Source organism: Pseudomonas sp. TR47, from assembly GCF_044143025.1.
Taxonomy (GTDB): Bacteria; Pseudomonadota; Gammaproteobacteria; order Pseudomonadales; family Pseudomonadaceae; genus Aquipseudomonas; species Aquipseudomonas putida_E.
The window spans coordinates 69,342-91,504 of record NZ_JBHFCS010000019.1 but is presented as its reverse complement, the minus strand read 5'-3'; the positions used below and the strand labels follow the sequence as shown (position 1 = coordinate 91,504).

Sequence of the window (22,163 nt, the reverse complement as noted above, 5' to 3'; positions counted from 1 at the left end):
GGTCTGGGGCCTCTATGAGGCCCTTTCGCGACGCAAGGCCGCTCCTACAAAAGAGCAGCATGCCCTACCTTAATTTGACCGTCATCTCACCCTGCCCATCGCCCACCGCCTGCAGGTTCGGCCGGTACATCGACTCCACTTGCGGCGGCGGTATACGGTAGGTGCCCGGGGTCACCGCTCGCGCCAGATACAACAGGTGAGTGGTGCCATAGCCGTCGAGCTTGAGCGCCGCCACATACCGGTCATCACGGTATTCCTGATGCACCACGCTGGCGTTTTGCATCGACTCACGCCACTGCTTCACTGCGCTGCTGGCATTGTTCAGGCTGGCAGCGCTCTGCGCCAGGTTCTGGTTCTCCAGCTCCAGGCCCGCCGGCAACAGGTCGACCACCAGCGCATCCGGAACCCGCTCCGTGGCCTTGAGCGCCAGATGCACCAGCACCAGGTCGCCGCTGCGCACGTTGTGCAGGTCCAGTGCCTGGCCGTTCATGCCCAGGTATTCACGGCGGATCTCCATGCCGTTGCCGCCTGCGGCAGGCGCCTGACGTGGATAGCCCGAGAGGGTCAGTTGCTGGTAGACAGTTTCACTACCTTCGTTCTGCACACTCAGCGGCGAGGCCAACAGTGGGCCTTCGAGCTTCATGCCAGCGTCGCCATTGCTGAACTCCCGCACCTCACCGGCACTGTCCAGGCGCGCCTTCCACGGGCTCTCAGGCTTATCGAGCAAGCCACGCCCGGCCAGGTACAGCGCATTACGCTCCTGCGTCGACAGCCAACGGTTGGCGGCCAGCTCATCAGACAGCGCGAACAACCGCTGATCGACCTGGTTGCTGGCCAGATCACTCTCCTGCAGCAACGCCAGGATCAATGCCTGGTCACGCAGGCTGCTGCCGTAATCGGCCATCCAGCCTTTGCTGCGGCTGATACCCAGGCCTGCTTGCAATGCCTCCTGCGAACGCGGCTTGTCGCCCATCTTGTCCAGCGCCACCGCCAGTTGTACCAGCGGCAGGCCGGAGCGCGCATCGGCGCGCCGTTCGAACAGGCTGCGCAAGGCACCCAGCGGAGCCTGCTGGCTGCGCGAAAGTACCAGCGCAGCGTAGGCCTGCACGGCAAAGCGGGTGTGTTCGGCGTTCTCGCTGTAGTCGACCTCGATCAGGTTACGCTCCTGCAAGTAGCGCAGCAGGCGTTCATTGGCTTTCTTCAGCGCCTCGGCCGGCACACCATAGCCTTGGTCACGGGCCCTGAGCAGGAAGTCGGTGACATAGGCGGTCAGCCAGTACTCCTCCTCGCTGTCAGAACTCCACAGGCCGAAGCTGCCGTTGTAGCGCTGCATTCCCAGCAGATGTTCGATGCCCATTTCGATCTTGCGCTTGCGCACCTCGGCCGGCTCGCCCTTGATCCCCAGGCGCTTGAGGCTCTGCGCATCGGCGTACAGCGAGGGGTACAGGCCGCTGGTGGTCTGTTCCAGGCAACCGTAGGGGTAGGCTTCGAGGGCACGGATCTGCTCGGCCAGGTTAAGTGGCGGGCGGCTCGACAGCGCCAGGCTGGCTTCCAGCCCGGCCGGTTCGAATGCTGCCAGGTCGGCTTCAGGCAGCGTCCAGGGCTGGTCCTTGAGAGCCACGCGGTAATGCTTGAGCACGGCCGGGTATGCTGGGCGTACGCCCAGCGTCCATTCACGCTCGAAGGTTTTCTGCGGCTCGCCCGGCAACTGCAGGCCATTGACCCGCACATGCACCTTGCCCTGGCCCAAGCCACCCTGCGCCTGCACCGGGATCATCAGGGTGGTGCGCTGGCCCTCGGCCAGGGCAACACGCTGCTGGGCGCTCATTGCCAGGCTCACCTGCCCCTCGGTGCTGATATCGACAGTCAGCTGCTGGGCCAGGCCGGAAAGGTTGGCCAGGTCCAGCGCCAGGCTGGTGCGGTCGCCACCGGCAAGGAAGCGCGGCGCCGAGAGTTCGGCAATCAGCGGGGCCGCCACCACGGTCTTGCCCTCGGCCATGCCGAAGTGGTCCTCGGTCCAGGCCTGGGCCATCAACCGCAGTTCGCCATTGAAGTCGGGAATATCGACGCTCGCCTCGCCCTCGCCCTGCTCGTTCAGGGTCACCGGCACACTCTGCCGGGCAACGATGGTGACCGTGGTATTGGGGCGCTTGCCACCCTTGGCCATGGCTGCGTCACCGCCGAAGGCCAGGCTGGCCAGGCGCCCCTGACCGGCTTCGATCAGTTGGCCATAGATGTCCAGCTGGTCGGCGCCATAGGCCTTGCGGCCGAACAGGCTGGCGTATGGGTCAGGGGTCTTGAAGTCGGTGATGTTGAGGATGCCCACATCCACAGCAGACAACAGCACATGGGCCTGTTTGGGAATACTGCCATCGGTATTGGTGGCCTTGATTCTGACCGTCAGGGGTTGCTTGGGGCGCATTTTTTCCGGTGCCTGCAGGCTCACCGCCAGTTTGCGCTCGGCGCGGCCGAGCGGCAGGTGCAGCACACCGACGGCACGCTTGGGCGTGGCATTGGCCTTGCGCTCACCCGGGCGGATCACCAGGGCACTGATGTAAAGGTCGTGGCGAGCCCACTGCTTGTCCAGCTGCACCTCGAAGGTCTTGCCTTCGGCGGGGACGTCGATCTCCTGCCACCACAGCGGGCCATCGCTGGATTCGATCATCAGGTAGCCATTGCCGGCAGCTGGCGGGGTTACCGTGACCTTGGCAGTAGCGCCATCAGCGTAAGCCGGCTTGTCCAGCGCCAGCTTGACCTGGTCGGGGCGCACTGCGCCGCCTTCGGCATTGTCCTGGGCGCGATACCCCGCCCAGAAGCGTTCGCTGGATACCAGGCCAGTCTGTGGGTCTTCCACCTCGACGCGGTAAGGTCCCCACTCGACCTGGAAGGTCAGCTTGGCAGTAGAGCCCGCTTTTACATTGACGCTTTGCTCGTTCTGAGTGAGGAATTTTTCGTTGTAGTTGTAGCTCCAGCCGTCACTTTGCGAGTAGTTCCAGTAGTAATCGCGGCGCTCTCGGATCAGCCGTACCTTGAGGTCGCTGGCAGCGAGCTTGTTGCCGTCTCGGTCGGCCACCAGGAACTCGAATTCCACCGGGCCGTCGCTGTCGGTTTCCTCGCCCTCGAACACGCCACGCAGGCCAGGCAGGCGGTCGGCGGGCCAGATCGGTTGTTCGAGACGACGGGTGATCGGTCGGCCACCGGACTCCTGCAAGCTGGCCTGCACGGTCAACTGCAGCGGCGAGCGCGCTTCGGCCCAGCGGCTTTCGATATCGACCACGGCCTTGCCAGCCTGATCGAGGGTCACTTCATCCAGCTCCAGGTCTTGGTTCAGCTCGGTTTCGGTGACCGAACCAAACTGATAACCCGGCAAAGCAGGTACCGCTTCGCGCAGGGGGCGCACGTACGCCTGGCCGCTCAGGCGATTGCCCGCCGCCGGCGCACCGTAGAGGTACCGGCCATTGACCTGGACCTGCGCCGTTTCTTCGGGCGAGAGCGGTGTGCTGCTGCCCTTCAGTTCAAGCGCCAGGCGTTCAGGAAGGAAGTCTTCGACGAGGAACTCATAGACCTGCTTACGCCCCCCGCCAAGGTCGAGCAGCAGTTGCCAACGACCGGTCGGCGCTTCTGTAGCCAGTTGCAACTGGTACTGATAAAGGCCGTTGGCATCGGCCTCCCAGACAAACTTGCGGCTGACCTGCTCATCCGGGCGGCGTACCTCAACACCGACTGGCTGGGCCTTTACCGGCTTGCCATCCTGGTCGCGCAACAGGCCGTTGAGCAGCACCGTCTCACCCGGGCGATACAGGTCGCGCGGGCCAAAGATGAAAAACTGCAGCGGGTTTGCCTGCGGGCCGGTGATGTCGAATTCGGCCAGGTCCAGCGCTGCAGTGTTCAGGCGTAACAGTGTGGTATGCACACCCTGGGTCGCGATCAGGGTATCGGCCTTGGCCGTGAGCGGCAGCTGGGCATGGCCTTGGCCATCGGTCTTGGCCTGGGCCAGCAGCTTGCCCTTGTCGTCATGCAGTTCGAGGTTTACCTGGTTGAGCGCCTTGCCGCCCTCCAGGGCCTGGGCAAACACGTCAAGGCGGTCGCGATAGCGGTGGGCCGAGACGCCGATATCGCTGAGGGTGAACAGCGTCGCCGGCTGCGAATAATCGTAGGTTCCTGACGCGCGCATCACTGCCAGGTATACGCCCGGCTCCTGCAGCGGCTTGATCCCGGCGATCGGCAGCAGCACGGTCTCACGGGTATTGCGCGCCGGGTCGAGGTCGAACCGGCCGCTGTAGACCAGGTCGGCCAGGGCCAGGGTTTCCTTGGACTGGTAGTAGTAGAGGCTGCTGTTGCGGCCCCAGTTGACCAGGAAGGTCGAGAGCATGTCCGGCTTGACCCGGAAAAACTCGACATCAACCTTGTCGACGTTCAGGGCAATCACCGGCAGGCCCTCGGCCAGCCGCGTAGGCAGCAGCGAGCCACGGCTGGCGAAGCCGATGGTCGGCTGCATGTCGCGGGTTTCCAGGCGGGTCACCGACTCGCTTTCCAGCTGCTTGCCGTTGACAGCCAGCAGGCCCTTGTCGACGGTCAGCACAAGCTTGCGCTGCGGCTCGAGGTGACGCAGGCGCAGTTCCATCTGGTTGTCGGCAAGCTCCCAGGCACCGTCGACCTTGCCTTTGACGGTATCGACCAGATGCAGCTTGGCAGCGAAGTTCTGCTTGGCGTCCAGCGGTGCGGAAAAACTGACCGAGAGGGCACTGGCGCCGTCGAGCTGCACTTCCGAAACATCCAGCACGCTGAGCTCACGGCCTTCGTAGCGTTTGGCGAGTTCGGCAGGGTCCTGGCGCTTGGGCGCAGCAGATTCGGCCGGGGTGCTTGCCGCCGGTTTTTCGGTGGCGGCAGGTGTGTCTGGCGTGGAGGAATCACAGGCACTGAGCAGGGCCAGCGCGCAGGCCAGCAACAATCCTTTGTTGAACATGGAGTGGGGACTCTAATCGGCAGCGTATGCGTGAAGGCAGCAACTATAGCGCAACGGCAGGTGGCTGGCCGTTAGAATGCGGCCTATCGATCCAGAAGGGCCGCTATGCGGCCCTGTTTTCCCAGGAACTCAAATGTCGCAAATTGCCACCGACTGGCAGCACCGCCTCACCCACCGCAAAGTCTGGGCCCTGGCCGCACCGATGATTCTGTCCAACATCTCGGTGCCCTTGGTGGCCCTGGTAGACAGCACGGTCATCGGTCACCTGCCCCACGCCCATCAGCTTGGCGCAGTGGCGGTGGGCGCCACGCTGTTCACCTTCATGGTCGGCCTGATGGGCTTCCTGCGCATGGGCTCCACCGGCTTCGCTGCCCAGGCCGCGGGGCGTGCCGACGGTGCTGCGCTGCGCCAGGTCCTGGTGCAAGGCCTGCTGCTGGCGGTGGGCTTTGCCCTGCTCATCGGCCTGCTCGCCCTGCCCTTCAGCCAACTGGCGCTGCACGCGATGCAACCGAGCCAAGCCTTGCAGCAATCGACCGAGGCCTTCTTCCATACCCGCCTGCTCGGCCTGCCGGCGGCGCTGGCCAGCTACGCGCTGGTCGGCTGGTTCCTCGGCACCCAGAACGCCCGAGCACCGCTTGCCATATTGCTGACCACCAACCTGCTGAACATCGGCCTCAACCTATGGTTCGTTCTTGGCCTGGATTGGGGTGTGCTGGGGTCGGCGCGGGCGTCGGTGATCGCCGAGTGGGCGGCGGCACTGCTTGGCCTGGCCCTGACCCGCCCTGCCCTGCGCGCCTACCCCGGGCATATCGCCTGGGCGGCACTCAGGCGCTGGCAAGCCTGGCGGCCGTTGCTATCGGTCAACCGCGATATCTTCCTGCGCAGCCTGGCCTTGCAGCTGGTGTTCCTGCTGATCACCGTGCAAGGCGCGCGACTGGGCGAGGCCACGGTGGCGGCCAATGCACTGCTGCTCAACGGCCTGCTGCTCACCGCCTACGCCCTCGACGGCCTGGCGCATGCGGTGGAAGCCCTGTGCGGCCATGCCATTGGCGCCCGCGATCGCGACACCCTGCGCCGCTCGCTGGTGGTGGCCTGTGGATGGTCATTGATTACCAGTCTGGGTTTTGCCGGGCTGTTCCTGCTGGCCGGGCATTTGTTCATCGACCTGCAGACCGATATCGAGAGTGTACGCGCGGCCGCCTATCCGTACCTGCCGTACCTGGCGGTACTGCCATTGGTAGCGGTGTGGAGTTACTTGCTGGACGGCCTGTTCATCGGTGCCACGCGGGCGCGGGAGATGCGCAATGCAATGCTGGTTTCGGTGCTGGTTGCATTGCCGCTGGCGTGGGCCATGAGTGGCTTTGGCAACCACGGGCTGTGGTTGGCGTTTCTCGGGTTCATGGCGTTGCGGGCGGTGACGTTGGGATGGGTGGGCTGGCGCCTGCAACGAAAAGGACTGTGGATTCACTGATGCTGGGGCTGCCTTGCAGCCCTTTCGCGACGCAAGGCCGCTCTACGGGCGACCGCTGTAGGAGCGGCCTTGTGTCGCGAAATGAGGGCGCAGCCCTCACCTGCACACTCACAGCCATACACAATCCCAGTGAGAATACTCGCCAGCACGCTGTACCAGTCCGGCACGGATTGGGTTGGCGATGATGTATCGAGCAACGGCCCTGATGTCCTGCTCACGCCGTAACGCTCGGTCATGGAAGCCAGGTTGCCAGATACGGCGCCTATCAGCTCCGGCTCGATAAAGCGCGCAACTGCTTCGAGATTTGAATGCGCACATCAATTCGCCAAGCGTTCCGTGGCCTAGCTCGATCAGCCAGTGCAGATGATCTGGCATCAAGACCCACGCCAGCGTTCGACAGCACGCTTCCTGATCGCTTAGCCGCAACTGGTGAATGGCGGCTCGGGCGAAAGGAAGATTCTTGAAGATTGGAGCGCGATTGCGGGTAACCGTTGTTAATAGATACAACCTCCCCTGCTCCGAGTGGCGGCCTTTGCGCAAACGGTGATTGCCTTGACGGTCCATGTCGGTATCCCTTGAACATTGCGTTCAACGGTAGTCAGCCCCATGCAGCCGGGTACGTTTGTTCCTTTTCCTGATGTGACACCGGTGAGGGCTGCGCCCTCATTCGCGACGCAAGGCCGCTCCTACGGGGGTAGCAGGAGCGGCCGTGACAATCACGACGACAGGTAGGAAGACCGGGTCAGCCCCAGGCGCAGTGCATCGAGGAACTGGGTACGCTCTCGGGCGCTGATCTTGGCGCTGGCCACTTTGTCGCGGTAGTGGGTCATCAACTCCTCCGGCGACAGGTGCACATAGCGCAACATGTCTTCGATGGTGTCGTGGGTCTCGATACCGGCGTGGAACACGCTGCCATCGGCGTTCTGGTAAATGTTCACCGAGTCGGTATCACCGAACAGGTTGTGCATGTCACCGAGAATTTCCTGGTAGGCACCGACCAGGAACACGCCCAGCAGGTAGTCCTCACCGTCCTTGAGCGAGTGCACCGGCATGCTGGTCTCGATGCTCTGCTCGTCGACGTACTGGTTGATCTTGCCGTCGGAGTCGCAGGTCAGGTCCTGCAGCACTGCACGGCGCAGCGGCTCTTCGTCCAGGCGGTGCAACGGGATGATCGGCAGCACCTGGCCGATGGCCCAGGTGTCCGGCAGGCTCTGGAACACCGAGAAGTTGCAGATGTACTTGTCGGCCAGCTTGTCGTTCAGTTCGTCCAGCACCTGGCGGTGCGAGCGCTGGCGGGCCTTGAGCGAGTTGTGCAGGCGACGGCACACGGCGAAGTAGCACTGCTCGGCCAGGGCCTTTTCGGCCAGGCTGATCTTGCCATCGGCATATTGCGCTGCCACGTCTCCCATGTAGTGCGTGGCGCGCCAGTAGGTCTCGGTGACCATCTCGATGTCGGTCGGGCCGAGCAGGTCGGCCAGCCACTGCACGGTCTCGGGCAGGCTTTCCTTGTTTTCGATGGTCGGCACGTCGTCGTTGTGTTTCTCGACGTCGGTCACCTGGATCACCAGCATGGCGTGGTGCGCAGTCAGCGAACGGCCACTCTCGGAGAAAATGTGCGGATGCGGCAAGCCCTGCGCGTCGCAGAACTCCTTGAGCATGCCCACCACCACGCCGGCATAGTCGTCCATGTCGTAGTTGATCGAACTGGCGTTGCGCGAGTGGGTGCCGTCGTAGTCCACACCCAGGCCACCGCCCACGTCGATATGGTCGACGGGCAGGCCCAGGGCACGCAGCTCGCCGTAGTAGCGGATGGCTTCCTTGAAGCCATGCTGGTAGTCGGCCAGGTTGGCGATCTGCGAACCCATGTGGAAGTGCAGCAGGCGGATGCCCTGGTCCAGCCCGGCATCGCGGAAGCGCTGCACGACCGAAATCAACTGGGCAGCCGACAGGCCGAACTTGGACTTCTCGCCACCGGTGTCTGCCCACTTGCTCGAAGCCAGCGACGACAGGCGAACGCGCAGCCCAACCTGCGGCTTGACCTTGAGCTCGGCGGCCTCTTCGATCACCAGCGCCACTTCGGACTCTTTCTCGATGACGATGAACACATTGTGGCCGAGCTTCTGGCCCATCAGCGCCAGGCGGATGAACTCGCGGTCCTTGTAGCCGTTGCAGACGATGGTGCCGCCCTTCGGCGCCAGCGCCAGCACCGCCAGCAGCTCAGGTTTGGAACCTGCCTCCAGGCCGATGGAAACGTTCTGCGTGGCGATGATGTTCTCTACCACCGCTTCCTGCTGGTTGACCTTGATCGGATACAGCGCGGTGTACTGGCTCTGGTACTCAAGGCGCGCGATGTTGGCGTCGAAGGCACCAGTCAACTGGCGCACGCGGTCCTGCAGAATGTCGGGGAAGCGTACCAGCAGCGGCAGCGACAAGCCGCTCTGGCGCAGCTCATCGACCTGCTCGAACAAGTCGATCGGCGCGCTCTGAGGGCCGTTGGGGCGCACTTCGACGCGCCCGGCTTCATTGATGGCGAAATAACCAGCGCCCCAATGGCGGATACCATAAACACTGCGGCTGTCGGCCACGGTCCATTGGCTACCATCGTCTTTGCGTGTGCGTCGTACGGACATTCAAGTCCCCTATAAAGTCGAAAACACTGCCCCACATGGTGGCGGGCGCAGTGTAAAAGCTGGAAATGACGATTCATCCGTGCCTAGCAATAGACCCTGGTCACGGGAACGAGTTTAGAAAGCGCTGGGCAAAAAATCGCGTGATGGCCTCAGCCCCCGGACTTTTTCGCCTTGAAACCCTGTTTGGTCAGCTCGCCGATCAACAGCTCGACATGGTCGCCCTGGATCTCGATAACCCCGTCCTTCAGGGCACCGCCGGTACCGCAGCGGCGCTTGAGGGTGGTGGCCAGCTCCTTGAGCTGGTCTGGCGGCAGCGGCACGCCGGTGACAGTGGTCACGGTCTTGCCGCCACGGCCTTTGCTCTCACGGCGAACACGGGCGATGCCGTCGCCTTCGGGGATGGTTTGCTGCTTGCAGATGCAGGCATCCACCGGCTGGCTACAGTCGGGGCAGTGCCGACCGGCGTCGGTGGAAAACACGAGACCGCCAAGGGCGGAAAAGGAAGAAGCTTTCTTGGCCACTTTTGTTCCTCTGTGCTGAGGACAAAAACTGGTCGGCAGGAGCCGACCGCGAAGCCCCACTCTGGCAGGGGCGGCGCTACTGCCGCAAGATCCTGCAACAGCCCGAAAAGGGCGCGCAGTGTAACGATAAATCAGGTGATTGCTAAGTACCGGAATGCGCCATTTTGCGAAAGATTTGCGACTCATGGGACCTGGGACCGCAAAGCGGCCCCAGCCTTAGCCCAGACTGACCTTGTACCGCTGCAGCGCCGCCAGCGAGTCCGGACAGTAGGGCTTGCTGAGGCTTTCTGCCTCAGCCTGGGCGAGGCTGATGAACCTCGCCTCGCTCACCTCTTCAGGCTGTAACCGCAGCGGCGCGTCCGACACTGCCGAATACACCGCGCACCATAACCGGTTGTCGGGCTGGTCGAAGTAGAACCGTTCGTGGAAACGCAACTCGGCGCCCTCGATGCCCAACTCCTCGGCCAGTTCACGGGCCGCCGAGTCGGCATACGCCTCCCCCGCCGCCACCATGCCGCCTGCGGCCACATCCCAATAGCCCGGATACAGCGCCTTGCTCAAGGTGCGCCGGTGTACGCACAACTCACCGGCGCCATTGAACAGGAGAATGAAGGTACAGCGGCCAATCAGACCACGCTCGCGAAGCTCCGCCCTGGGCAGCGCACCAAGCACCTGATCGGCTTCGTCCACCCAGGCGACCAGTTCGCGGTCGGAAGCCGCCCGGTGGGCGGCCTCGTTGGGGCTTATAGCCATGTTCAACCCTGCGACAACAGTTGACGCAGGTCGATGACCGCCGCGTTGGCCCGCGAAATATAGTTGGCCATGACCAGCGAGTGGTTGGCCCACATGCCGAAGCCGCTGCCGTTGAGCACCATCGGGCTCCACAACGCTTCCTGCGACGCCTCCAGTTCACGAATGATCTGGCGCACGCTGACGGTGGCATTCTTCTTCGCCAGCACGTCAGCGAAGTCCACTTCGATGGCACGCAGCAGGTGCGACAGCGCCCAGGCCTGGCCGCGGGCTTCGTAGAACACGTTGTCGATCTGCAGCCAAGGCGTTTCCACCACCTCCTCGTCCACCTGCGGCGCTTGGCCAGCAACCACCGATTCGGTCTTCAGGGTGGTATTGAGCTTGACCCGGCCAACACTTGCCGACAGGCGCTGCGACAGCGAACCCAGGCGCGTGGCGACATCGCCCAGCCAGTTGTTCAGGTTGTCGGCACGGGTATAGAAGATCGCACCCTTGTCGCCAGCCGCCAGGCGGGTCTGGTAGCGGGCAAGCGATTTGATGCCCTCCTCGAACTCCGATTCGCTCGATGGCAGGATCCAGCTCTTGTTGTCGAAGTTGAAGCGCGGCTCGGCCTTGGCAAGGTCGGCGTCCTCGGTGGACTGCGACTGCGAGCGGGCGAAGTCTTTGCGCAAAGCGCGGGACAGGTCACGCACCTGGACCAGCACGCCGTATTCCCAGCTCGGCATGTTGTCCATCCACAGCCCCGGCGGGAAGCGATCGTTGGAAATGTAGCCGCCCGGCTTGTTCAGCAGGGTTTCGGCCACAGTCTTGAGCGTTTCGATGGTGGTGTAACCAATCACCATCTGCTGGCCGTTGCGCTCGGCTGCTGCCTGGGCATTCTGCTGCACCGGGAACAGCTCCGGTTCCTGGCTCCAGTACCAGCCCAGCCCGATGCAGACCAGCAGGTACAACCCGATCAGGGTCCCCAGGGCTCGGCTCCAGAGGCCACCCACATAGCTACGGGCGGCAGCACCGCGGCCATCGACACGCTCACGGGGCTCGGCCTTGGCCTCGCGGTTTTTCCAGTCCAGCATGGCTTTGTCCTTATCAGTCACGACGGTTCAGGGCTTTTGACCACAGGCCAGTGCCAGGGTGCCACGGCAAGCCCACGTTGCTGCACTATAAAGCAGACACCACCGTACGCATAAGCGACCAATCGGTCAGCAACTGAATATTCGTCATCAACGCTTTGTTGATCCCGCGCACTCGCATGCTTGGAAAGAGCTGCTAGCATAGAGCCATCATCGCACCTGCATATCCCACTAATAAGTAGTCAGGACATGACCCAAGCCGCGGAGCCGAGCCAAGAGCGCCTCAAGCAGGAGCTCGATCACCTGTTGCAACGCCTGTCGCGCACTCGTTTGCGCCAGGGCGACCAACTTGATCAGCTGACGTTGCCACCTGCTCGCAGGCCGGTGTATCTGCTGCTGCGCGACCATGAGCGCGCCGAGCGTCTGGCCCAGCAACTGGAGTTCTTCGGCCTGAGCGTGCAAGCGCTGTTCAGCGTCGACGCGTTGCTGGCGTCAGTGGCCGAGCAGGCACCCTCCGCCATCGTGATGGATGTCGACTTCAGCGGGCCAGGTTGCGGCATGCAACTGGCGGCACAGGCGCAGTCGGGTCTGGAGCAGCCGATCCCGCTGCTGTTCTTCAGCCTGCACGAAGCCGACACGCCAACGCGCCTGGCCGCAGTACGCGCAGGTGGTCAAGCATTTCTCACCGGCACACTGGAAGCCTCCAGCCTGCTTGAGAAGCTCGAGATCATGACCAGCACCGCGCCTCTTGAACCGCTGCGCGTGCTGATCATCGACGACTCGCGCACCCAGGCACTGCACACCGAACGCGTGCTGGGCAGCGCCGGCATGATCACCCGCAGCCTGACCGACCCGATCCGCGCCATGGCCGAGTTGGCCGAGTTCCAGCCCGACCTGATCATTCTCGACCTGTACATGCCAGCCTGCTCGGGCCCGGAACTGGCCAAAGTGATCCGCCACAACGACCGCTACGTCAGCGTACCCATCATCTACCTGTCCGCCGAGGACGACCTGGACAAACAGCTCGACGCCATGAGCGAGGGCGGCGACGACTTTCTGACCAAACCGATCCGCTCGCGCCACCTGATCACCACTGTGCGCAACCGTGCTGCCCGAGCGCGCCACCTCAAGTCGCGCATGGTCCGCGACAGCCTTACCGGCCTGTACAACCACACGCACATCCTGCAATTGCTGGAAGATTGCAGCTTTCGCGCCCGTCGCGAGGGCCAGCCGCTCAGCTTTGCCATGCTAGACATCGACCACTTCAAGAAGATCAACGACCGCCATGGCCACCCCATGGGTGATCGGGTTATCAAAAGCCTGGCGCTTTTTCTCAAGCAACGGCTGCGCAAGACCGACTTCATCGGCCGCTATGGCGGCGAGGAGTTCGCCATCGTCATGCCCAACACCGCACTGGATGCCGCGCACAAGGTGCTCGACGAGATTCGCCGGCGCTTCGCCGAAATCCTCTACCCGGCACAGCCTTGCGACCTGCGGTGCACGTTCAGTGCCGGGGTGGTGCAGCTGGACGATGAGCTCGATGCATTGAGCATGGCCAGCACCGCTGACGAGGCGCTGTATCGGGCCAAGCATGCGGGGCGCAACTGTGTGGTGCGGGTCGAGCCTTAGCCGGCCGGCCCGCACCCATTAGATAGCGTTAAGCCACCATCGTCATCACCCCGTCACAAAATAGCAATAACTTCAGGCACCTACCCCTCCACCCCCGCAGGAAGTTCGCGGCTATGCGCCTGAAGTGGCTGACCAATTTCAACACCCTGTTGCTGGTGACCGTGTGTATCGCTCTGGGCGCGACCCTTTGGTGGTCGCAGCGCGCCCTGGAGCGCCCCTATCAATTGATGGAACACTATCTGGGCCTGTCGCAGCAGTTCCAGAACCAGGCCGCGCGCAACATCCAGGCTTATCTGGGCAGCGGCGACGCCCTGCGCCATGCGGCGGCGCTGGAGGCCAACCAACAGCTTGGGCAGGCACTGGCCGACTGGCCTGAAGAGCTGGCCGGCCAATTGCGCCCAAGCCTTGATACCCTGCAAGCCTTCACCGCCAACGAGCTGCTCGCGGCCGGCAAACTGGCCGGCGACCCTCAAGCCCTGCTGTTGCAGGCCGAACGTGAACTAGGCGCCAATTTCGAACAACTGGCCGGCTATGCCCGCGACAGCGCCAGCAGCGAGGCGAGCCTTTACCTGCTGCCGCTGCTCGACGCCAGCGTACACCTGGGCCGCCTGTCGCTGGCCCGTGACAAACTGGTCAGCAGCGGCCGCGCCGAGCTGGCCGACGAGGTGGAACGCGAGCTGCAACTGATCCGCGCCCAGGCTCAGGTCATCGACAACCTGCCGTTGCTGGGCGTGACCCGCGCCGCCGAATCCAACGCTGATGATTTCGCCGCCATGATGGGCCTGGAAACGCAGGCCGCCGGGCAACAGGAAGACGTTGCCGTTGGCCTCAAGCGCGAACTGCAGAGCCTGCTCAACCGCTACCCTGGCGAACTGCAACGCACCCGCGAACAGATCGAGCGGCGCGCAGCCCTGGCCGCCAGCACCAATGAACGGCTCGACGCCGTGCAAAAAGCCATTGCCAGCCTTGAGCCTGAAGTGCGCGGCCAGCACGCCCGTATCGCCAGCGAAGTGCGCCTTATCCAGGGCCTGATGATCGGCCTGATCCTGCTGATCGCCCTGCTCATCGACACATTGCAGCGGCGGCTGACGCGCACCCTGACCGGCCTGGCCCCGGCCCTGTCGCGATGGGCCGAAGGCGATTTCGCCGCCCCCATCGCCCTGGGCAAGACAAACCGCGAGCTGCACGACATCCAGGAATCGCTCAACCGCCTGCGCCAGTACCTGGTGGAGCTGGTCGGCACCATCCGCCACAACGCCGAGCAGGTGGCCGGCAGCAGCCACGCACTGGCCGGCATGAGCGCCGCCCTGCATGACGGCGCAGAGCGCCAGGCCGGTGACACCGGGCAGATCCGCGATGCGCTGGGCGAACTGGAAGCCACCATTTTGCAGGTGGCTGGTGATGCCAGCTCCGCGGCCGATGCCAGCCGCGATGCCGGCCGCGCCGTGGAGCAAGGCCAGACGGTGATCGGCCAGAGCCTTGGCGGGCTGCGCACGCTGGTCGATGAGGTGCAGGGCAATGCCCGCATGATCGAACAGCTGGCCGAGGAGTCGGCCACCATCGGCGGTGTGCTCACCGTGATCAGATCGATCGCCGAGCAGACCAACCTGCTGGCATTGAACGCCGCCATCGAAGCCGCCCGCGCGGGCGAAATGGGCCGCGGCTTTGCCGTGGTTGCAGACGAAGTACGCTCGCTGGCACAACGCACCACAGGCGCCACTGGCGAGATCCAGGCCTTGATCGACCGGCTGCAACAGGCGGCACGGGAGTCGGTGACAGGTATGCGGGCGCAACTGGAACATGCGCAAGCCACAGCTGACCAGGCTCAGGCTGCCGACGGCGCGCTGGACGAGATCGTCAACGCGATCCGCACCATCGCCGATACTGCAGTGCGCATTGCCGACGTCACGGCGCAGCAGAGTGATGCGGTGAGCGAGATTCGAGGGCACAGCGAGCGGATTCATGAGCTGGGTGAAGACAACCTGCAGCGCATCGGTGAAGGGCGCGAGCAGGGCGAGCAATTGCTGACCCTTGGCGGCGAGCTGAACCGTGCGGTGCGGGCCTTCAGGCTTTGATTTTTTGCCTGCACCGGCCCCACACCCCCAACCAAGGCCAACTCCGCTATCATGCCGGGCACGTTCCACCTCGCGAGTCCGCCATGCGCCGCCTGTTTTTCCTGCTGTTCCTGCTGCTGGCCAGCCCTGCCTTCGCCACGGGCCTGCTCGACAACCGCCCCAGCGCCACCCTCGGCGCCGCCTCGCTGAGCAACAGCGCAGACTTTTTGCCCGTACATGAAGCCTTCAAGCTCAGCCTGGTCCAGGCCGATGCGCACACCATCAAACTGCGCTTCGTCGCCACCGACGGCTATTACCTCTACCGCCATCGCTTCCAGTTCCGCAGCGAACCGGCAGACATCACCCTGGGTTCGCCGAACATTCCCAAGGGCGAGGCCAAGCACGATGAGTTCTTCGGCGACGTCGAGGTCTACCACGGGGTGCTCGACATCGAACTGCCGCGCACCGACGCCCGCGCATTCACCCTGCTGGTCGGCTACCAGGGCTGTGCCGACAAGGGCCTGTGCTACCCACCAGAGACGGCACGCCTGAGCATCGACGGCGCAGGGGGGAGCACGGCCGACGCCCCCGCGACGGCCAGCGAGCAAGGCTGGAGCTGGAAATCATTGCTGCTGTTCTTCCTCGCCGGGGTCGGCCTGACCTTCACGCCCTGCGTGCTGCCAATGCTGCCGATCCTCTCTGGCGTGGTCCTGCGCGGCCAGGTCGCCGGCCTGCGCGGCCTGGCCCTTTCGCTGGCCTATGTGCTGGCCATGGCCGCCAGTTTCGCCCTGCTGGGGGCGCTGATGGGCCTGTTCGGTGCAGGCCTGAACCTGCAGGCGCGGCTGCAATCGGCTTGGGTACTGGTGCCTTTCGCGCTGTTCTTCGTGCTGTTCGCACTGGCCATGTTCGGCCTGTTCGAACTCAAACTGCCACAGGCCTTGAACAATCGTCTGGACACGCTCGCCCACCGCACCAAGGGCGGCTCGCTGCTGGGTGCAGCAGTGCTGGGCGTGCTGTCCAGCCTGCTGGTTTCGCCGTGCGTCTCGGCACCATTGGCCGGCGCCTTGCTGTATATCAGTGCCAGCGGTGACGCCCTGGGTGGCGCACTCAAGTTGTTTGCCCTCGGCCTGGGCATGGGCGCGCCATTGTTGCTGGTAGCTACTGGGGGCGCGGCCTGGCTGCCAAAGAGCGGGCCTTGGCTGAACACCGTGAAAAACGCTATTGGTGTGTTGCTGCTGGGCCTCGCCATCGGCCTGCTCAGCCGCGTGCTGCCGGGGCCGGCAACCTTGTTGCTGGTCGGTTTCCTGAGCGTGGGCGTAGCCGTTTTCCTCGGTGCGCTGGAGTTCGTGGTCAAGGCGCCACGCCAACGCCTGGCGCAACTGCTGGGCCTGGCCCTGCTGGTCTACGGCCTGGCCTGCTGGTACGGCGCCCTCAATGGCCAGGGAGACCCGCTGCGCCCATTGCCTGCGCCAGCACCGACAACCGTCGGCAGTGGCCCGTCAGCTTCGGTGGATGCTTGGCAAACCGTCACTACGCCGGCTGCACTTGACGCAGCCCTGGCCGAGGCGAAAGCTGCGGGGCAGCCGGTCTTGCTCGACTGGTACGCCGACTGGTGCATCAGCTGCAAAGTCATCGAGCATGAAGTACTCAACGCAGCGCAGGACCAACCGCAACTGGGCGCATTCAAGTTGCTGCGTTTCGACATCACCGAAAGCAACGCCGAGCAACGTACCCTGCTCGACCGCTACCAGCTGTTCGGCCCGCCTGCACTGCTGTTCTTTGCCGCGAACGGCAGCGAAATGACCACCGATCGGGTCATTGGCGAGATAAACGCCGCCGAATTTGCGGGTGTTCTGGCGCGCGTGCGCGGCAAACTCGGTCTATAACTTCCCGCGTGCCTGCATATTTCTGCGAACGAGTGACCAGATTTTAATATTTGGTCACATACTTCGCGCGAACCTCGGACATCGTGCTGGCTATTGCCGGGAACTGGACACTTGCCGTCGCTTTACGGCACACTCGCCGCGCTGTGTCGAATTGCCCTACAAATCCAAGGAATCTGCAGATGGCAACGCTACTGGTGCTTCACGGCCCCAACCTGAACATGCTCGGGCTCCGCGAACCGGGCCACTACGGCGCCGTGACCCTGGCCCAGATCAACCAGGGCCTGGAACAGCGCGCCCGCGCCGCAGGCCATCACCTGCAGTACCTGCAGAGCAATGCCGAGTACGAGCTGATCGACCGTATTCACGCCGCACGCAACGAGGGTGTGGACTTCATCCTGATCAATCCGGCTGCTTTCACCCACACAAGCGTCGCATTACGTGACGCATTGCTTTCGGTGAGCATCCCATTCATCGAAGTGCACCTGTCCAACGTGCACAAACGCGAACCGTTCCGTCACCACTCCTACTTCTCCGATGTAGCCGTAGGGGTGATCTGCGGCCTGGGCGCCAGCGGGTATCGCCTGGCCCTGGAGGCCGCACTGGAACAACTGGCTGCCAACGCACAGCCCTGATGATAGAAGCCCTGGCCTGAGTGGGCCGGGGTTCGAGAAAAACGTTTCAGATACGTTTTTAACTTAATGCCCCCTGACCGAACATTTGGGAGTTGATGATTAATGGATATCCGTAAAGTCAAGAAACTGATCGAGCTGCTGGAAGAGTCTGGCATCGACGAACTGGAGATCAAGGAAGGCGAAGAGTCGGTCCGTATCAGCCGTCACAGCAAGACCCCAGCCGCTCAACAGTTCTACGCACCTGCGCCAATGGCTGCCGCGCCTGTAGCTGCTCCGGCCGCTGCTGCCCCGGTTGCCGAAGCTGCCGCCGCTGCCCCGGCCCTCAAAGGCACCGTGATCCGTTCGCCAATGGTCGGTACCTTCTACCGCAAGCCTTCGCCGACCTCGCCGAACTTCGCTGAAGTTGGCCAGAGCGTGAAGAAAGGCGACACCCTGTGCATCGTCGAAGCGATGAAGATGATGAACCACATCGAAGCCGATGTCGGCGGCGTTATCGACGCCATCCTGGTGGAAGACGGTCAGCCGGTTGAGTTCGACCAGCCGCTGTTCACCATCGTTTGATTCGCGGAGAGCCAACGATGTCTGGGAAGCTGGAAAAAGTCCTGATCGCCAACCGCGGGGAAATTGCCCTGCGGATCCTGCGTGCCTGCAAAGAACTGGGCATCAAGACCGTCGCCGTGCACTCCACGGCCGACCGCGAACTGATGCACCTGGGCCTGGCAGACGAGTCGGTCTGCATTGGTCCTGCTTCGTCCAAAGATTCGTACCTGCACATCCCGGCGATCATCGCCGCCGCTGAAGTGACAGGCGCTACCGCCATCCACCCGGGTTACGGCTTCCTCGCGGAAAACGCCGACTTCGCCGAGCAGGTGGAGAAGTCCGGTTTCGCCTTCATCGGCCCGCGCGCCGACACCATTCGCCTGATGGGCGACAAGGTTTCGGCCAAGGACGCGATGATCAAGACCGGCGTACCGACCGTACCGGGTTCCGATGGCCCGCTGCCGGAAGACGAAGAGGTCGCCCTGGCGATCGCGCGTGATGTCGGCTACCCGGTGATCATCAAGGCCGCCGGTGGTGGTGGTGGTCGCGGTATGCGCGTGGTGCACAAGGAAGAGGACCTGATCGCCTCGGCCAAGCTCACCCGTACCGAAGCCGGTGCAGCCTTCGGCAACCCGATGGTCTACCTGGAGAAGTTCCTGACCAACCCACGCCACGTGGAAGTTCAGGTGCTGTCCGACGGCCAAGGCAACGCCATCCACCTGGGCGACCGCGACTGCTCGCTGCAGCGTCGTCACCAGAAGGTACTTGAAGAAGCGCCTGCCCCGGGCATCGACGAGAAGGCCCGCCAGGAAGTCTTCAAGCGTTGCGTCGATGCGTGCGTCGAGATCGGCTACCGTGGCGCCGGTACTTTCGAGTTCCTGTACGAAAACGGCCGTTTCTACTTCATCGAAATGAACACCCGTGTGCAGGTTGAGCACCCGGTCTCGGAGATGGTCACCGGTATCGACATCGTCAAGGAGATGCTCAGCATCGCCGCTGGCAACAAGCTGTCGATCCGTCAGGAAGACGTGGTGATCCGCGGCCACTCGCTGGAGTGCCGGATCAACGCCGAAGACCCGAAGAAGTTCATTCCGAGCCCAGGCAAGGTCAAGCACTTCCACGCCCCGGGTGGCAACGGCGTTCGCGTCGATTCGCACCTGTACAGCGGTTATTCGGTTCCGCCGAACTACGACTCGCTGATCGGCAAGCTGATCACCTACGGCAAAGACCGCGACGAAGCCATGGCGCGCATGCGCAATGCCCTGGACGAGATCGTCGTCGACGGCATCAAGACCAACATCCCGCTGCACCGCGACCTGGTGCGTGATGAAGGTTTCTGCAAAGGCGGCGTGAACATCCACTACCTCGAGCACAAACTGGCCAACCAGGAGTGATCGCGTTAGCGTGATGCAGCAAAAAACCCGGCCTTGTGCCGGGTTTTTTTGTGGGGTTGTTCTCAGGCCATCGGTTATGCGCTACCACGGTTACCGGCCCGATCGCTGGCAAACCTGCGCCTACAGTCAGATCAGTGCACTGAAAAACAGTGAAGGGCCCGTGGGACCCGGCTCGCCGGCGATTGGCCTGCAAGGCAGCCCCTCAAGTCATCCACAAACACACCGCACTCGCGTAAACTGCCAGCCTTCGCGCAGCCTCGGGCTGCCCCTCTCGATTTACCAAAGGTGCCCGCCATGCCTTGGCTGCAAGTACGCCTGGCCATCAGCCCGGAACAAGCCGAAACCTACGAAGACGCCCTGCTCGAAGTCGGCGCCGTATCGGTCACGTTCATGGACGCCGAAGACCAGCCCATCTTCGAACCCGACCTCAACACCACGCCGCTGTGGTCGCACACGCACCTGCTGGCACTGTTCGAGGCGGACGCCGACCCTGAGCAGGTATTCGCTCACCTGCGCCTGCTGACCGGTGCGCAGCTGCCGGAACACCAGGCCGAAGTGATCGAAGATCAGGATTGGGAACGCAGCTGGATGGACAATTTCCAGCCAATGCGCTTCGGCCGCCGCCTGTGGATCGTGCCAAGCTGGCACGAAGCGCCGGAAAAGGACGCAGTCAACCTGCTGCTTGACCCTGGCCTGGCCTTCGGCACCGGCACCCACCCGACCACCGCCCTGTGCCTGGAATGGCTCGACGGCCAACAGCTCGAAGGCACCCAGGTGCTGGACTTCGGCTGCGGCTCGGGCATTCTGGCCATCGCTGCATTGTTGTTGGGCGCACGCGAAGCGGTCGGTACCGACATCGACGTGCAGGCCATCGAAGCCTCGCGTGACAACGCCCAGCGCAATGGCGTCGCCGACGAGAAGCTGGCGCTGTACCTGCCCGAGCATATGCCGGCCATGCAGGCCGACGTGCTGGTCGCCAATATCCTGGCTGGCCCTTTGGTCTCGCTGGCGCCGCAGCTGTCCGGCCTGGTACGCCCAGGTGGCCTGCTCGCGTTGTCTGGCATCCTTGCCGAACAGGGTGAGGAGGTCGCCGCGGCCTACGCCGCCGACTTCGAGCTGGACCCGATCGTCGTGCGCGACGGCTGGGTGCGCATCAGTGGTCGCCGCCGCTAAGCGGGCCTAAAATACTTCTCTGCACAGCTCCCGGATCGCCGCATGACCGACAGTTTCGTCACCCAGTGCCCGCATTGCCAGACCAGCTTTCGCGTCACCCATCACCAGTTGAGCGTGGCGCGCGGCGTAGTGCGCTGCGGCCATTGCCTGCAGGTGTTCAACGCGGCGAAGCAACTGCTGGAGCAGAACCGCGCCAGCGCCGCCCCGGCAGTGCCGCCGATACCGGTGGTCGCGCCCGTCACCGCGCCCGAGCTCCCGGTCAGCGAGCGCTCAGCCGCCGAGCCGCAAGACTGGGCAGCCACAGCGCAAGCCCTCGACGAACTCGACCTGGACCAGGAACTGGCCCGCCTCGAACGCCGTGGCAAGCCAGACGAGCCGCGCCCTGCCGCCCCTGCCGATGCACTGCAGGCGCGGCGTGACGAGCCCGCCGCCGAGCCCCATGGCGACGCACTGTTCGGTAATGCAACCGACGATCACCATGAGCCGCTGGAAACCGTCGATCCCGCCCCGGTACTGCTGGAGCAGGAGCCACTGGACCTGGAGCCCGCCCCAGGCGATCGCACCGAGCCCACACTGGACGGCAACCTGGACCTGGACTTCGATGATGAACCTGCCACGCATCGGGCTGCCGAGCGCGATAACGCGCACGACTTATCCGAGCGGCTGTCGCCAGATGACGAACCCGTTCACGAAAAAGGCCTGAGCGCCCGCGATGATGACGATACGGATCTGCATCTGGCGGCGCACGATGACACCCCTGCCCCGGCGCTGACTGGCGAGCGCCTTGAACCTGGCTTCGCTGCCAGGCCCCAGCGCCCGTCACGCAAGGAGCCGCTCATCGACGTGGTCGACGACCCTTTGCAACTGGGCTGGGAGAAGCCGCGCCCCCACTGGGGCAAACGCGTGCTCTGGGGCTTGCTCACCCTGCTGGCCGCCGGCCTGCTGGCATTCCAGTACGTGTGGTTCCATTTCGACGAAATGGCACGCCAGGATCAGTACCGCCCGCTCTTCCAGCAACTGTGCCCGATGCTTGGCTGCGAGGTGCCCACCCGTGTCGACATCGGCCGAATCAAGAGCAGCAACCTGGTGGTGCGCAGCCACCCTGACTTCAAGGGCGCGCTGATCGTCGATGCGATCATCTACAACCGCGCGCCCTTCGCCCAGCCGTTCCCGCTGCTGGAACTGCGTTTTGCCGACCTCAATGGCCAATTGATCGCCAGCCGGCGCTTCAAGCCGAGCGAGTATCTCTCGGGTGAATTGGCCGGCCGGGGCGAAATGCCCAGCCAGACGCCGATCCACATTGCCCTGGACATCCTCGACCCTGGCCCGAAAGCAGTGAACTACAGCCTAAGCTTCCGCTCGCCCGAATAAACGCCGAGCGGCAAGCTGCAAGAGAAGCGAGCCGACAACCGGTCTGGCTTCTTCTTGCCGCGTGAAGCGTGAAGCT

General features: G+C 63.7%; 15 protein-coding genes. 9 read left to right on the top strand and 6 right to left on the bottom strand.

The window, feature by feature from the left end; translation table 11 throughout:
• Positions 1–64: 64 nt before the first annotated feature.
• Positions 65–4,966 (bottom strand): alpha-2-macroglobulin, encoded by a 4,902-nt coding sequence (locus ACEWE8_RS19170; protein WP_046787852.1) that lies wholly within the window; start codon positions 4,964–4,966, stop codon positions 65–67.
• Positions 4,967–5,099: 133 nt separating this feature from the next.
• Between ACEWE8_RS19170 and ACEWE8_RS19165 the strand changes: the two genes are divergently transcribed.
• Positions 5,100–6,437: an MATE family efflux transporter gene (locus ACEWE8_RS19165; protein ID WP_046787851.1), complete on the top strand. Its 1,338-nt coding sequence runs from the start codon at positions 5,100–5,102 to the stop codon at positions 6,435–6,437.
• 108 nt (positions 6,438–6,545) lie between these two features.
• Here the strand turns inward: ACEWE8_RS19165 and ACEWE8_RS19160 are convergent, their stop codons facing one another.
• From ACEWE8_RS19160 to ACEWE8_RS19140, 5 genes are all read right to left on the bottom strand, one after another.
• Complete coding sequence (locus ACEWE8_RS19160) at positions 6,546–7,001, bottom strand: transposase (RefSeq protein ID WP_080952190.1); 456 nt, start codon at positions 6,999–7,001, stop codon at positions 6,546–6,548.
• Between the two features lie 152 nt (positions 7,002–7,153).
• A complete protein-coding gene (speA, locus tag ACEWE8_RS19155) occupies positions 7,154–9,067 on the bottom strand; it encodes an arginine decarboxylase (RefSeq protein WP_012316398.1) in 1,914 nt (637 codons plus the stop codon).
• 149 nt (positions 9,068–9,216) lie between these two features.
• Positions 9,217–9,588, bottom strand: coding sequence for a translation initiation factor Sui1 (locus ACEWE8_RS19150; protein ID WP_012316399.1), 372 nt, complete (start codon positions 9,586–9,588; stop codon positions 9,217–9,219).
• 216 nt (positions 9,589–9,804) lie between these two features.
• Complete coding sequence (locus ACEWE8_RS19145; RefSeq protein WP_046787850.1) at positions 9,805–10,341, bottom strand: NUDIX hydrolase; 537 nt, start codon at positions 10,339–10,341, stop codon at positions 9,805–9,807.
• A 2-nt stretch (positions 10,342–10,343) separates the two neighbouring features.
• Positions 10,344–11,411, bottom strand: a complete 1,068-nt coding sequence (locus ACEWE8_RS19140; protein ID WP_046787849.1) for a DUF2333 family protein — start codon at positions 11,409–11,411, stop codon at positions 10,344–10,346.
• 246 nt (positions 11,412–11,657) lie between these two features.
• Here ACEWE8_RS19140 and ACEWE8_RS19135 point away from each other — a divergent pair, with 246 nt between their 5' ends.
• The 8 genes from ACEWE8_RS19135 (at position 11,658) to ACEWE8_RS19100 (ending at position 22,087) form a co-directional block, all read left to right on the top strand.
• Positions 11,658–13,037: a diguanylate cyclase gene (locus ACEWE8_RS19135; protein WP_046787848.1), complete on the top strand. Its 1,380-nt coding sequence runs from the start codon at positions 11,658–11,660 to the stop codon at positions 13,035–13,037.
• Between the two features lie 113 nt (positions 13,038–13,150).
• Positions 13,151–15,112, top strand: a complete 1,962-nt coding sequence (locus ACEWE8_RS19130) for a methyl-accepting chemotaxis protein (RefSeq protein ID WP_046787847.1) — start codon at positions 13,151–13,153, stop codon at positions 15,110–15,112.
• Between the two features lie 83 nt (positions 15,113–15,195).
• Positions 15,196–16,977, top strand: a complete 1,782-nt coding sequence (locus ACEWE8_RS19125) for a protein-disulfide reductase DsbD (protein ID WP_046787846.1) — start codon at positions 15,196–15,198, stop codon at positions 16,975–16,977.
• Positions 16,978–17,156: 179 nt separating this feature from the next.
• Positions 17,157–17,609 carry a type II 3-dehydroquinate dehydratase gene (gene aroQ, locus ACEWE8_RS19120; protein WP_395589347.1) on the top strand — a complete coding sequence of 151 codons (453 nt, stop codon included), beginning with the start codon at positions 17,157–17,159 and terminating at the stop codon, positions 17,607–17,609.
• 102 nt (positions 17,610–17,711) lie between these two features.
• On the top strand, positions 17,712–18,170 hold the full coding sequence (accB, locus tag ACEWE8_RS19115) for an acetyl-CoA carboxylase biotin carboxyl carrier protein (protein WP_046787845.1): 459 nt from the start codon (positions 17,712–17,714) through the stop codon (positions 18,168–18,170).
• A gap of 17 nt (positions 18,171–18,187) precedes the next feature.
• Positions 18,188–19,543 (top strand): acetyl-CoA carboxylase biotin carboxylase subunit, encoded by a 1,356-nt coding sequence (gene accC, locus ACEWE8_RS19110; protein ID WP_012316407.1) that lies wholly within the window; start codon positions 18,188–18,190, stop codon positions 19,541–19,543.
• A gap of 294 nt (positions 19,544–19,837) precedes the next feature.
• Positions 19,838–20,716, top strand: coding sequence for a 50S ribosomal protein L11 methyltransferase (gene prmA / locus ACEWE8_RS19105; protein WP_046787844.1), 879 nt, complete (start codon positions 19,838–19,840; stop codon positions 20,714–20,716).
• Positions 20,717–20,758: 42 nt separating this feature from the next.
• Positions 20,759–22,087, top strand: coding sequence for a DUF3426 domain-containing protein (locus ACEWE8_RS19100; protein WP_395589346.1), 1,329 nt, complete (start codon positions 20,759–20,761; stop codon positions 22,085–22,087).
• Positions 22,088–22,163 lie beyond the last annotated feature (76 nt).